General features: G+C 67.3%; 11 protein-coding genes. 5 read left to right on the top strand and 6 right to left on the bottom strand.

All coding sequences use genetic code 11. The annotated features are described in order from the left end of the window. Positions 1-72: 72 nt before the first annotated feature. On the top strand, positions 73-2274 hold the full coding sequence (locus tag PVW48_RS16490; protein WP_274582100.1) for a cyclic nucleotide-binding domain-containing protein: 2202 nt from the start codon (positions 73-75) through the stop codon (positions 2272-2274). A 2-nt stretch (positions 2275-2276) separates the two neighbouring features. Here the strand turns inward: PVW48_RS16490 and PVW48_RS16495 are convergent, their stop codons facing one another. After that, positions 2277-3086: a glycosyl transferase gene (locus PVW48_RS16495; protein ID WP_274582101.1), complete on the bottom strand. Its 810-nt coding sequence runs from the start codon at positions 3084-3086 to the stop codon at positions 2277-2279. A gap of 255 nt (positions 3087-3341) precedes the next feature. Here PVW48_RS16495 and PVW48_RS16500 point away from each other — a divergent pair, with 255 nt between their 5' ends. Both PVW48_RS16500 and PVW48_RS16505 read left to right on the top strand, forming a co-directional pair. Beyond that, positions 3342-4706, top strand: a complete 1365-nt coding sequence (locus PVW48_RS16500; protein ID WP_274582102.1) for a bifunctional enoyl-CoA hydratase/phosphate acetyltransferase — start codon at positions 3342-3344, stop codon at positions 4704-4706. Next, complete coding sequence (locus PVW48_RS16505) at positions 4703-5851, top strand: acetate/propionate family kinase (protein WP_274582104.1); 1149 nt, start codon at positions 4703-4705, stop codon at positions 5849-5851. Before PVW48_RS16500 ends, PVW48_RS16505 begins: the two co-directional genes overlap by 4 nt. On the opposite strand, the gene PVW48_RS16510 is transcribed toward PVW48_RS16505, so the two are convergent. Continuing rightward, the gene (locus PVW48_RS16510; RefSeq protein WP_274582105.1) at positions 5829-6602 is read right to left on the bottom strand and encodes a DeoR/GlpR family DNA-binding transcription regulator; all 774 of its coding nucleotides are present in this window, start codon (positions 6600-6602) and stop codon (positions 5829-5831) included. The two genes, PVW48_RS16505 and PVW48_RS16510, sit on opposite strands and share 23 nt — an antisense overlap. A 183-nt stretch (positions 6603-6785) precedes the next feature. On the opposite strand from PVW48_RS16510, the gene glpD reads away from it, so the two are divergent. Together glpD and PVW48_RS16520 are read left to right on the top strand one after the other, a co-directional pair. Further along, positions 6786-8381, top strand: coding sequence for a glycerol-3-phosphate dehydrogenase (glpD, locus tag PVW48_RS16515; RefSeq protein ID WP_274582116.1), 1596 nt, complete (start codon positions 6786-6788; stop codon positions 8379-8381). Positions 8382-8445: 64 nt separating this feature from the next. Beyond that, a complete protein-coding gene (locus tag PVW48_RS16520) occupies positions 8446-9318 on the top strand; it encodes a helix-turn-helix transcriptional regulator (protein ID WP_274582106.1) in 873 nt (290 codons plus the stop codon). A 6-nt stretch (positions 9319-9324) separates the two neighbouring features. Here the strand turns inward: PVW48_RS16520 and PVW48_RS16525 are convergent, their stop codons facing one another. From PVW48_RS16525 to PVW48_RS16540, 4 genes are all read right to left on the bottom strand, one after another. After that, a complete protein-coding gene (locus PVW48_RS16525; RefSeq protein WP_012177306.1) occupies positions 9325-10155 on the bottom strand; it encodes a substrate-binding domain-containing protein in 831 nt (276 codons plus the stop codon). Positions 10156-10190: 35 nt separating this feature from the next. Then, entirely contained in the window at positions 10191-10946 is a 756-nt protein-coding gene (locus tag PVW48_RS16530; RefSeq protein WP_274582107.1) for an ATP-binding cassette domain-containing protein, read from the bottom strand. After that, entirely contained in the window at positions 10939-11646 is a 708-nt protein-coding gene (locus PVW48_RS16535) for an ABC transporter permease (RefSeq protein WP_044027611.1), read from the bottom strand. The genes PVW48_RS16530 and PVW48_RS16535 overlap by 8 nt, the downstream gene beginning before the upstream one ends. A gap of 209 nt (positions 11647-11855) precedes the next feature. After that, the gene (locus PVW48_RS16540; protein ID WP_274582109.1) at positions 11856-12578 is read right to left on the bottom strand and encodes a hypothetical protein; all 723 of its coding nucleotides are present in this window, start codon (positions 12576-12578) and stop codon (positions 11856-11858) included. Positions 12579-12687: the final 109 nt, after the last annotated feature.

The raw sequence follows: 12687 nt of genomic DNA on the forward strand, positions 1-12687 counted from the left end.
CCGCCCAAACCCCATGCGCAATTTCCCGGCCTGCCCACTGCCCTCCCGCGCCCGGCAGCGCGGACCCGCCCCGTGTCAGTGGGGGTGAAGGGCCGCCCGAAGTCGGGCGCCGCACCAGTCGTTCCCTCTGTCGTGGCGGGGCTTCTGGTGGGGTTCAACCTGCTGGGACAGGCGGTGGCGCTCTCGGGGCTGGTCTTTGCGGGCGCGCTGGCGGTGGGACTGGGGCTGAGTACGGCGCTCCTGCTGGCCAGTTGCATCGTGGCGACCTGCGCGCTGACGGCGATTCCGGGGATGCCGCCGACCGCGGTGGGGGCGTTGCAGAACGTGCCGGTCGCGGCATTGCTGCCTGCGGCTTACCTTTTGGCGGACCCGACCGCGGCGGCCCTGAGCCCGGAGAGCCGGGTGGCGACCATGCTGGCGCTGTTGGGCCTCTCGGCGGTTGTCACCGGGGTCGGGATGCTGATCCTGTCGGCGCTGGATGTGGGGCGGGTGGTGCGGCTGATGCCGCATCCGGTCTCTGCCGGGTTCCTGGCGAGCGCGGGCATGATCCTGATCCTCGCGGGCCTGTCGCGGATCGTGGATGCACCGGCGCCTGGCCTGCAAGGTCTCGCCCGCCTGCCCGTCGAGGCCCTGCCCGCCCTCGCGCTGACGCTCGGACTGACGGGGGCGATCGGTCTGCTGGCCCGGTGGCGCGCGGATCTCGGCCCTTTCCTTGCGGTCCTGCTGGCCTTTCTGGCCTTCTACGGGGTGCTGAGCGCCCAGGGGCTCGGCCCCGAAGACGCCCGCACCCTCGGCTACCTGCCGCCGCGCAGCACGCAGGAGGCGCTGATCGGCTGGCACCCGGGCTTGTTCGACGCGATTTCCTGGAGCTTCGTGTCGGGCCACGTCGCGCTGATCGCCGCCGCGGCGCTGATCGGAATTCTCGGCGCCATGCTGAACCTGACGGGGATCGAGCTGGCCCTGCGCACGGATATCGAGACGCGCCGCGCCCTGTCGGTCACCGGCCTGACGAATGTGGGTCTTGGCGCGATGGGCGGCAGTATCAGCTATGTCTCCTCTGTTAACACGGTCTCGATGCAGGCCCTGGGCGCGCGCGGTCCGGTGGCACGGATCGTTCTTCTGGGGTTTCTTGCAGCAAGCCTGGTCTACGCACCGGCGATCGTCGCCTTCACGCCCACCTTCGTGGCGACCGGGCTGCTCGTCTATATCGGCTACACGATCCTGTCGCGCTGGCTGTTGCGGCAATACCGCCAACAACCCCTCGCGGATTGGGCGATCTCCGCCGGGATCGTGCTGGTGACGGTGGTCTTCGGCATCCTGCCAGCGATCGGCTTCGGTATCGTTGCCGCCTCGCTGATCTTCGCGATCAGCTACGCACGACTGCCCGTGGTCACGCGGCTCGCGGATCTGAACGTACGGCGCAGTTCGGTGGACCGGGGCCCGGCGCAAAGCGCGGTGCTCGACCGGGAGGCGCACCGGGTTCTGACCCTGACCCTGCGGGGTTTCTTGTTCTTCGGTTCGGTGGAGCAGTTGCTGGAGCATGTCCGCGCGGCCCTGAACCGGCCCAACAGGCCCGACACGATCCTGCTTGATTTTGCGCGGGTGAGCGCGCTCGACAGCGCGGCGCTTGCCGCCTTGCAGAAGCTCGATTTCCTCGCGCGCAACAGCCAGGTGCAGATCGTCATCACCGAAGCCAGCCCCGCGGTGGCCGCAGCACTCGTCCGGCTGGAAGCGCTGCTCGGCCCGGACCCGGCCATGCGGTTCGCGAGTGCAACGGACGCCGCGTTGGAGGCCGCCGAGGACCGGCTGCTGACGCGACTGGAGGCGGCCGAGACAGGCGCGGGCGCGCGCGCCTTCCTCGACGCCACGCTCGGGGATGCCGCACTTGCGCAGCGTGTTTTGTCGATGATGACCCGCGAGGAGGTCGCGGCGGGGCAGCGTTTGATGGCCTGCGGCGACCGGGACACGGACGTGATCCTGGTGGAGCGCGGGCAGCTGGCGGTGCTGGCCCCCACCCCGGACGGGCGGATGCGCCGGATCCAATCCCTGCGCCCCGGAGCCCTGATCGGCGAGATTGCAAGCTATGCAGGCCTGCCCCGGGCCGCGGATGTGATCGCCGAAACAGCCGCGACCGTGTACCGGTTCAATCGGTCCGAGCTTGACCAGCGCACCAGGGACGACCCGGAACTTGCCGCGGCCTGGCACCGGATGATCGCCACCGCGTTGTCGCGCAAACACCACCGCACCTTGCGGATGCTGCGCGAGAGCCGCTGAGCCTACTCCTTGGGCGTCTCGGGCAGGGTCACGTCCTCCACCCACGGCGCAGGCAGCAGGTACTGCCGGATCGCCTTGAGCTTCTTCTTCTGGGTCAGCGCGCGCTTGATGTGAGGCCAGGGCGCCAGATGGGGCAAGGTGCGGTGATACCGTCCCCGCACCGCGTCCGGCGGGTTGAGCGCGCCTGCGAAGATCACCACCCGGGAATCCTCGGGTGGGCGCGGGGCGCGAAAATAGTTGAACGGAAACCGCGGGATGCAGTCGATCCGGAAGTGGGACACCCAGGCCCGCGGCCAGAACTTGACACCGTTTGGCGCGTTCTTGGTGACGAAATGCTGCTCGAACCGGTATTTGTCGGCGATCCCCTGGGGGTCTGCGGCGAAAATCGGCTGCAGGGAGGCGAGCGCCCCCACGGGCATCCTGTAGACCGAGGTCTGGCCGAGCTTGTGCAGCGGCTTGGCCTGGTTGCGGGCAAGGATCACGTCCTCGGGCGAGCCGTAGTCGAAGAAATCATCGAGCGAGCCGACGATCGACGCATCCAGGTCCAGAAACAGCACCGGCCCTTCGAGATCGCCGAGCGTCGGCGCCCAGAGCCGGGATTTGGGCCACTGCCCGATGGTGCGCTCGGGCATGAAGCCGGGCATCTCGGGCAGGTCGAAACACTCCACTTCCGGGCGCACGCCCTGGCGCGTGTCGGTGAAACACACGAACCGGAAGGGCGGCGTGGTATGGCGCGCGACCATGTCATAAAGCCGGTTGATGTAAGGCGCGCCGTACTTGGTGCCCCAGTTGATGCACATGATTTGCTTCATGGGTTCGCGCTAGCATTGCTCCGGCGCCAAATCAACGCGCGCGGCCATGCCTTCGGGAAAGTCGACAGCTGTCACCTGTGGCGGGTCGCACGGTTTTCAGACAACGAACCGTTTTCGCAACCGTCCCGGGGCAGCGCGCAATGGTCGCGGCGCAGTGGGTTGCAGGTTTGGAAAGGTTGAACACCATGGGCGCCATCACATGACATGTGCCCCCGCACCCTCCCCGCGGAACCGAGACTGGCAGAAGGCAGACCCATGAGCAGTGTATTCGACGACCTGGAGATCGGCGCGACGGCAGAGACCTCCCGGCTCTGCCGGGAAGAGGACCTGATCGTCTTTGCCAACGCCTCGGGCAATTTCAACCCGCTGACCGTGCCGGACCAGGACGGCGATGGCGATGGCGTGCCCGAAGCGGTTGCGCCGGCGATGTGGGTGGCCTCCCTGATCTCGTCGGTGCTGGGCAACAAATTGCCGGGTCCCGGCATGCGGTACCGCGCGCAGTCGCTTTTCTTCCGTGCGCCGGTGCTGGCCGGCGAGACGGTGGTGGCGCGGGTCAAGGTGCTGGAGAAAAAGGCGGACCGGGTGGTGCGGCTGGAAACCATCGTCGAGACCCAGGGGGGGCGACGCCTTCTGGACGGGGAGGCGGAGGTGATCGCGCCGGAGACCCGCATCATGCTTGACGCAGCCAATGTGCCGGGCTTGCTGGTGCAGCGCCATGTGCATTTCGAGCGGATGATCCTTCGGGCTGAACCCCTGCCCCCCTTTCCCACGGCGGTGGTGGCCCCCGAAGAGCCCGACGCGCTGGCGGGCGCGATCCTCGGCGCCGAGCACACGCTGATCACGCCGCTGCTGATCGGGGACCCGGACAGGATCGCGGCGGCGGCGGCGGAGAAGGGCATCGACCTGGCCCCTTACGAGATCATCGCCGAGCCCCATCACAAGGCCGCGGCGGCCTGCGCGGTGCGGCTGGTCCATGAGGGACGCGCCAAGGCGATCATGAAGGGGCATTTGCATACGGATGTCCTGCTCTCGGCGATCCTGAAGAAGGACGGGGGCCTGCGCGGCACCCGGCGGCTGAGCCATGTTTTCGTGATGGATGTGCCCGGGCTCGATCATCCGCTGTTCATTTCGGATGCGGCGATCAACATCGCGCCCGATCTCAAGACCAAGGCGGATATCACCCAGAACGCCATCGACCTGGCGCTGGCCATCGGGGTCACGATGCCGAAGGTCGGGATCCTGTCGGCGGTGGAGACGGTCAACCCGGCGATCCCCTCCACGCTCGACGCCGCGATCCTGTCGAAGATGGCCGAGCGCGGGCAGATCACCGGCGGGCTGGTGGACGGACCGCTGGCCATGGACAACGCGGTGGACCTGGCCGCGGCGCGCACAAAGGGCATCATATCGAAGGTGGCGGGACAGGCCGATATCCTGATCGTACCCAACATGGAAGCGGGCAACATGCTGGCCAAGCAGCTGACATATCTTGCCCATGCGGATGCAGGCGGGATCGTGATGGGGGCACAATGCCCTGTCATCCTGAACAGTCGCGCCGATAACGACAAGGCGCGGCTCGCCTCGTGTGCGATCGCGGCGCTCCTTGTCGGAGCCACCGCTTGAGTGTCCTGCTGACACTGAACGCGGGCAGCTCCTCGGTAAAGTTCGCGGTCTACGAGGCGGCCAATGCGCCGCTTCTGATCGTGGCGGGTGAAGTCGATGGGCTCGGGCCAGCGGCGCGGCTGATCGTGAACACCAACCCGGCGACGAAACGGGATCTCGGGCCGACGGACCACGCCTCAGCGCTGCACGCGATCCTCGCCGCCCTGCGCCCGATCCTGTCCGGACGGCAGGTGGTTGGGGTCGGCCACAGGATCGTCCATGGCGGCGGCGCCTTCACGGCACCGGTGGAGTTGACGCCCGATGTGATCGAGGCGCTGGAGGCGTTCGTGCCGCTAGCGCCGCTGCATCAGCCCCACAACCTGGCCATGGTGGCCGCCGCACGGCAGTCATTCCCCGACGCGGTGCAGATCGGCTGTTTCGACACGGCGTTCCATGCGGGACATCCCTGGGTGAACGACACCTTCGCCCTGCCGCGCCGCTTCTACGAGGCGGGCGTGCGGCGCTACGGGTTTCACGGGCTCTCCTACGACTACATCACCGACAAGCTGCGCGCGGACTGTCCGGAACTGGCCGCCGGGCGGGTGGTGATCGCGCATCTTGGCAACGGCGCGTCGATGTGCGCGGTGCGCGACGGGCGCAGTGTCGGGTCCACCATGGGCTTCTCGGCGCTGGACGGGTTGCCCATGGGCACGCGCTGCGGACAGCTCGACCCCGGCGTGCTGCTCTACATGATGGAGCAAGGCATGAGCCGGGAGGAGATCACCTCGATCCTCTACGAGGAAAGTGGGCTGCAGGGCCTGTCGGGCTTCAGCCATGACATGCGCACCCTGCAGGCGAGCGATGACCCGAGGGCGGCGGAGGCCATCGATTACTACGTGTTCCGTATCCGGCGGGAACTGGGGGCAATGACGGCTGTGCTGGGCGGGATCGACGCCCTGGTGTTCTGCGGCGGCATCGGAGAGAACGCGGCCGTCATACGGGCGCGCGTGATCGAGGGGATGGACTATCTCGGCCTGTCGCTGGACGCCGAGGCCAATGCGCGGAACGCCACGCGGGTCGCGACCGGGCCGGTGCCGATCCTGGTTATTCCCACCAATGAAGAGCTGGTCATTGCGCGCGCGGTCAGCGCGGCCCTGCACCCGTGACCACGATCCGGGTGGACCAGCCCGCGCAGGCCTCGGCCACCGGGGGCGGCACCGGCTGATCGGTAAAGAGGGTCTCGACCGCGCTGAGCGAGGCGATGCGGGCCGGGGCCTTGCGGCTGAACTTGGAGTGATCGGCCACGACGAAGGTGCGCCGGGACTGGGCCAGGATCGCGCGGCTGACCCCGACCTCCTGGATATCGAAGTCCAGCAGATCGCCCTCCGCATCCAGCGCCGAGCACCCGATCACTGCCAGGTCGAATTTGAACGCGCGGATGCTCTCGACCGCCAACGCCCCGATCAGCCCGCCATCGCTGCGCCGCAACTGCCCGCCGGTGAGGATCACCTCGCAATCGGGGTTGGCCGTGAGAATGCGCGCCACGTTCATGTTGTTGGTGATCACCAACAGGTCGGTATGATGCAGAAGTTCCTGCGCCACGGCCTCGGTGCTGGTGCCGATGTTCAGAAACAGGGAAATGCCGTTGGGGATCTGCGCGGCACAGGCCCGGGCCATCGCCCGCTTCGCCCCGGTGTTGAGCGCGCGGCGTTCCTCATAGGCGACGTTGGACGTGCCCGAGGGCAGCACGGCGCCGCCATGGACACGCTCCAGCCGCCCGGCTTCGGCCAGATCGCTCAGATCGCGGCGGATGGTTTGCAGGGTGACGCCGAAATGGGCCGCCAGCCGGTCCACGGTCACCTTGCCGTCGCGGCGGGCGATCTCGAGGATTTCCGGGTGACGCAGGGTCTGGGTCATGGGCACTCCGCTGGGCTTTGACGGCCAGTGTTCGGGTTTTCGTGCAAACTGCAAGCGTGGATGTCTGCGCGCGGATACGCTCGAAACCGCGCGCTTGGCCGATTGTTTCACCAAAGTGATTTTCTTTTTTGTTCGCTTTGCCCTAAACCGCGCACAAACGCAGATGCGAGTGCTCCCATGACCATGCCGGAAACAGACGCGAAATTGCACGACCTCTTCATCATCGGGGGGGGCATCAATGGTTGCGGGATCGCGCGCGATGCCGCCGGGCGCGGGCTCTCGGTGGCGCTGGCCGAGATGAACGATCTGGCCTCGGGCACTTCGTCGGGGTCCACCAAGCTCTTCCATGGCGGGCTGCGATACCTGGAGTATTTCGAATTCCGGCTGGTGCGCGAGGCCCTGATCGAGCGGGAGGTGCTGCTGCGCGCGATGCCCCATATCAGCTGGCCCAAGCGGTTCGTGCTGCCCTATCACCCGGACATGCGCTTCGAAGGGCAGACCCCGACCTCGAAACTGCTGGGCATTTTCATGCCTTGGATGAAGGGGCGGCGGCCCGCCTGGCTGATCCGGCTGGGGCTGTTCCTCTATGACAACCTGGGCGGACGGAAGATCCTGCCGGGGACCGAGACCCTGTCGCTGCAGGGCACGCCCGAAGGCGCACCGTTGGAGCCGCGGTTCGAGAAGGCGTTCGAGTATTCCGACTGCTGGGTGGAGGATTCGCGTCTGGTGGTCCTGAACGCGCGCGATGCGGAGGCGCGCGGGGCGGAGATTCACACGCGCACCAAGGTCGTCGCGACCGAGCGGCATGCCGATCACTGGCGGATCGAGACCCAAGAGGCCGACACCGGCACGCGGCGCAGTTTCCGGGCGAAGATGCTGGTGAACGCAGGCGGGCCCTGGGTCGCCGAACTGCTGACCGGGACCCTGCGGCTGAACGTGCCGGACACGGTGCGGCTGGTGCGGGGCAGTCACATCGTGGTGCCCAAGCTCTATGACCACGACAAGTGCTACTTCTTCCAGGGGACCGATGGGCGGATCATCTTCGCGATCCCCTACGAGACGGATTTCACCCTGATCGGCACCACCGATGCGGAGCATCCGGACCCCTCGCAGAAGCCCGAATGCACGCCGGAGGAGCGCGACTACCTGCTGGCCTTCGCGAACCAGTATTTCAAGCAGGACATCACGGCCGAGGACGTGGTCTGGACCTATTCCGGGGTGCGGCCGCTTTATGATGACGGCGCGAGCAGCGCGACGGCGGCGACGCGGGATTACACGCTCAAGACCGATGCCGCGGCCGGGGCGCCGGTGCTGAACGTGTTCGGCGGCAAGATCACCACCTATCGGCGGCTGGCGGAAAGCGCGTTGGCGCAGATCGGCGCGCAGCTGCCCGTCGGCGCGGGGCCGTGGACCGCCGGCGTGGCGCTGCCCGGGGGCGATTTCCCGGTGGACGGGGTCGAAGAGCTGATCGCGCAGCTGCGCGCGGCCTATCCGTTCCTGAGCGCACGGTGGGCGACGCGGCTGATCCGCGCCTATGGGCGCGACGCGTGGGAGGTTCTGGGCGACGCGAAGACCGAAGCCGAACTGGGCGAGGGGTTCGGCGCGACCCTGACCGCGCGGGAGGTGCGCTGGCTTATGACGCGCGAATATGCGCGGCAGGCCGAGGACGTGGTCTGGCGGCGCAGCAAGCTGGGCCTGCGGATGAGCGCCGAAGAGATCGCGACGCTGGACCGCTGGATGCAGGCAGCGCGCCGCACCCTGCCGCAATCGGCCGCATAAGGGCCTTGCGCGGTGCGGGATTTGTCCCCATCGTCCCGGCAGGAATGGACAACCGCGCGGAGCCATGGACCTCAACGCCCCTGACGCCCCGAGATTTCTGACCACCAAGGAGGTGGCGGATTTGCTGCGGGTGCGGGAGCGGAAGGTCTATGACCTGGCCGGCGCGGACGAGATCCCCCATCGCCGGATCACAGGGAAACTGCTGTTCCCGCGCGAGGAACTTCTCGACTGGATCGAAGGAGACCGGCAGGCGACCGCCCTGCCTCCGGTGCTGACCGGGTCGCATGATCCGTGGCTCGCCTGGGCGGTCGGGGCCTCCGACTGCGGGCTGGCGGTGTTGCAGAATGGCAGTGCCGAAGGGCTCGCGCGCTTCGCGGCGCGAGAGGCCGCGTTCTGCGGGCTGCACATCCCCGAAGACGACGGCTGGAACGTGGGCAGCGTGCGGGCGCAGGGGGTGCGCGACTGCGTGCTGATCGGATGGGCGATACGCCAACGGGGGCTGCTGCTGTCCCCTGCCCTTGCCGCCGATGTCAAAGATGTGGCCGACCTGCGAGGCCAGCGTGTCGTGCTGCGCCAGCCGGGCGCCGGGGCGGCGGTATTGCTGGAGCGGTTGCTGGACGATGCGGGGATGGCACTGTCCGACCTGGTCACGGGGACGGATGTGGCCCGAACCGAGCACGAGGCGGCGGCGGCGGTCGCCTCCGGCGAGGCGGACGCGGCGCTGGGACTTGCGGCCATGGCACGGCAGTTCAAGCTGGGCTTCGTGCCGATCGTGGAGGAACGCTTCGACTTGCTGGTCGACCGGGCGTTCTATTTCTCGGATCCGTTCCAGCGCCTGCTGCAATTCGCGTCAACGCCCGCGGCCTTGGAAAAGGCGCGGGCGCTGGGGGGCTACGACGTGTCCGAGCTTGGCACGGTCCGCTGGAACGGACCGTGAGCCGGATCAACCGCCCGCGTTCGGGAAAAAGAGCTGCTGCCCGTCGACCTTGAAGGACGCGATCGCGGCTTGCCCTTCTTCCGACAGGATCCAGTCGACGAATTGCTGACCGAGATCGGCTTTGACATGGGCGTGACGCTCGGGGTTTACGAGGATGATCCCATACTGGTTGAAAAGCTTGGGGTCGCCTTCCACGAGAATCTCGTGGTTCTGCTTGTTGCCAAAGGCGATCCAGGTGGCGCGGTCGGTCATGACGTAGCCGTTCATGGCGATGCCGGTGTTCAGCGTCGCGCCCATGCCGGATCCGGTTTCGCGATACCAGTCGCCCGACGCCGCCTGGGCGTCGATGCCGGTCTCGGACCAGAGGCGCAGCTCGGCCTTGTTGGTGCCGCTGTCATCGCCGCGGCTGAGGAAGGGCGCCTGGGCTTCGGCGATCTGCGCCAGGGCCGCCACCGCATCGCTGCTCCCGCCGACACCGGCGGGGTCCGCGGCGGGACCGACGATGACGAAGTCGTTATACATCACATCGGCACGGGACACGCCGAACCCGTCGGCAACGAATTTTTCTTCGGCAGCCTTGGCATGAACGAACAGGACATCGCCGTCCCCGTTGGCCGCATTGCGCAGGGCCTGCCCCGTCCCGACGGCCACGACCTGCACATCGATGCCGGTCTCGGCCTCGAAAATGGGCAGGATATGGTCGAAGAGCCCGGAATTCTGGGTCGAGGTCGTGGACTGCACGAGGATGGACGGCTCCGAGGCCTGTGCGACCCCGGCGAGCGTTGTGGCTGCGCCGAGGCAAGCAGCGAAGAGCGAGGATATCAGGGCAAGTCTCATCGGGACTCCTCCAGTTCAGGGATCGGGAATGGATATCAGGGGCCGTCGTAGAACCGGCCGTCGAGCCAGGCGGCGACCGCGGCGCTGCGCGGCGCGGTGAGCACCTGCTGCGCGGGCCCGGCCTCGGCCACGCGGCCCCGGTGCAGGAAGAGGATATCATCCGCCATCCGCCTCGCCTGGCCGTGATCATGGGTGACCATCACGACAGTGACCCCGGCGCCATGGGCCGCGTTGATCTGGCTTTCGATCTGCCGTGTGGCGGCGGGATCGAGGCTGGCAGTCGGCTCGTCGAGCAGGAGCATCCGGGGCGCGGTGGACAGGGCCCGCGCCACGGCGAGGCGTTGCTGCTCGCCCCCTGAGAGCACCCGCGCCGGGCGGCGGGCAAGCTCGGACAGCCCCGCACGGTCGAGCGCCTCGGCCTCGCGGGCCGCGCGCTCCTTGCCGCGAATGCCGCGGACCGACAGGGCGAAGCGCAGGTTGCTCAGAACCGAGCGTCGCAGCAGGACCGGGCGCTGCAGCACCATGGATTGCGCCTGCCGCGCCTCTGCCGACAGGGGGGCGCCGTGCCAGAGCACCTGGCCCGCATCGGGCGCAATGAGCCCGTGCAGGACCCGCAGCAGCAGGCTCTTGCCCGCGCCATTGGCCCCCATGATCACCGTGCGCCGACCGGCAGGCAGGGACAGGTCGACACCGTCGAGCAGCCGCTTGCCGCCGCGCATCAGCACGATGTCGCGGGCTTCGAGAAGCTTGTCGCCAAGCTCCAGCTCCGGATGGGTGTGGAAGTCACGCATAGGCCGCCCTCACCGCCGAGGCGCGGATCGACATGACCAGCGCGTTCACGATCACCGCCATGCAGAGCAGGATGATGCCCAGGGCCAGGGCCAGTTCGAGATTGCCCTTGGACGTCTCCAGCGCGATCGTGGTGGTCATCACCCGGGTGGCATGGTCGATATTGCCGCCGACGATCATCACCGCGCCAACCTCCGCCACGGCCCGCCCGAACCCCGCAAGCGCCACCGTCAAAAGGGTATAGCGCGCATCCCAGAGATAGGCGCCAATCCGGTCGACCGGTCCGACCTGAAGCGAGGCGAATTGTTCGGAGTATTCCGCGTCGAGATCCGCCACCACTTGGCAGGTCAGCGCGGCCACGATAGGCGTGACCAACACCGCCTGGGCGATGATCATCGCGGTGGGCGTATAAAGCAGGCCAAGTGTGCCCAGGGGCCCGGCCGCAGACAGCATCAGGTACACCAGCAGCCCCACCACCACAGGGGGCAGCCCCATCGCTGCGTTCAAGAGGACCACAAGGACCGTACGGCCGGGGAAGCGGAAAGCGCCAGCCGCCGCCCCGAGGGGGAGGCCGATCACACAGGCCACCGCGACGGCAGTCAGGGTGACGCGCAAAGAGAGGCCGATGATCTCGACCAGGTCCGGATCCCACACCAGGACCAGACCGATCGCATCTGCCAAAACGCTCCAGAAACCAGACAAATCAGGCATCTCCCCCGCCACTTGGGAAATAATGCACAAAAATGCATAGCTTGCCAGCGGTAATTCGAGAGATGATCGCAAGGCACGGAAAAAGCCCTGCGTTGGGCAAGCCTTTTCAGGGCGTTGGGTGCAACGTCGATGAGCGTCGCATCAGCCTCGTGGCGCAGAGAAGTCTGCTCTGAACACCTGCATCGGTAGATGCGGGTCCATCACGGGCGTCGAAGGGCAGCATGTCGGCGCGTTCTTCGAACAGCCTGGAGCCCGGTTACGGCAACAAGGCCGAACGCCAGGCTACCCAGGATCACAGGCCAGACCGGGATAGCGCGGCCGGCCGCATCCGGGCTCAAACGCAGCACGCCGTCGGCGGACACGGTGGTCTCGAACGCATCGACAAAGCGCCCCCGTTCATAGAGGCGCACCGCAACCGGGACATGCGCGAAGCCATCGCCCGGCAACTCCAGCACGAGGTCCGCAGCGTCCAGACCGACGTCGGCACGAAGGCCGGTATAGAGGTACAACTCCGACAAGGGCGCGATCGGGGCCGTCGGTGTGCTGCACACGGTCGTCGAAATCGACGCCTGCAGCGGCGTGTCGAACGGCAGACGATCCGCGCCGGCGTGCAGCAGGGTCGGCAAGGCGGAGGTCGGATGCGCGCCATCCTTCGACAGAACCTGCGTCTGGGCGGCGAGATGGATCATTGCTTGCGCCGCAATCTCGTGACCACGGGCAAACGTGATCGGCTCGGACAGATCCGTCCGCAGATCGCGCCCGAGCGCAGCAACCGCGTCGAGGACCGGTGCCGCAGGCGCCATGATATAAAGGGATGTCGTTGCCGCATTGCGGGACACGATCAGGCTCACGGGCTCGGACGCCACAACCGGCCTGGGCAGCATCGCTGCAAGCAGAAGAAAGATGAAACCGACGCCACGCATGGATCACAGATATCGCCGGTAGGGCGAAAGTCACATGATCTCGATGGGGCGAGATTGGATCCTATAGAGAGTTATTGGTTTTTTTCTAGGTTTGGCGGTGACCTACTCT

It is taken from the genome of Dinoroseobacter sp. PD6, from assembly GCF_028807315.1.
GTDB lineage: Bacteria > Pseudomonadota > Alphaproteobacteria > Rhodobacterales > Rhodobacteraceae > Dinoroseobacter > Dinoroseobacter shibae.

Bases quoted from the DNA above. Each gene is read 5' to 3' on its own strand.
- PVW48_RS16510 (WP_274582105.1), bottom strand. From the start codon at position 6,602: ATGACCCAGACCCTGCGTCACCCGGAAATCCTCGAGATCGCCCGCCGC.
- PVW48_RS16530 (WP_274582107.1), bottom strand. From the start codon at position 10,946: ATGCGTGACTTCCACACCCATCCGGAGCTGGAGCTTGGCGACAAGCTT.
- glpD (WP_274582116.1), top strand. From the start codon at position 6,786: ATGCCGGAAACAGACGCGAAATTGCACGACCTCTTCATCATCGGGGGG.
- PVW48_RS16540 (WP_274582109.1), bottom strand. From the start codon at position 12,578: ATGCGTGGCGTCGGTTTCATCTTTCTTCTGCTTGCAGCGATGCTGCCC.
- PVW48_RS16525 (WP_012177306.1), bottom strand. From the start codon at position 10,155: ATGAGACTTGCCCTGATATCCTCGCTCTTCGCTGCTTGCCTCGGCGCA.
- PVW48_RS16500 (WP_274582102.1), top strand. From the start codon at position 3,342: ATGAGCAGTGTATTCGACGACCTGGAGATCGGCGCGACGGCAGAGACC.
- PVW48_RS16495 (WP_274582101.1), bottom strand. From the start codon at position 3,086: ATGAAGCAAATCATGTGCATCAACTGGGGCACCAAGTACGGCGCGCCT.
- PVW48_RS16520 (WP_274582106.1), top strand. From the start codon at position 8,446: ATGGACCTCAACGCCCCTGACGCCCCGAGATTTCTGACCACCAAGGAG.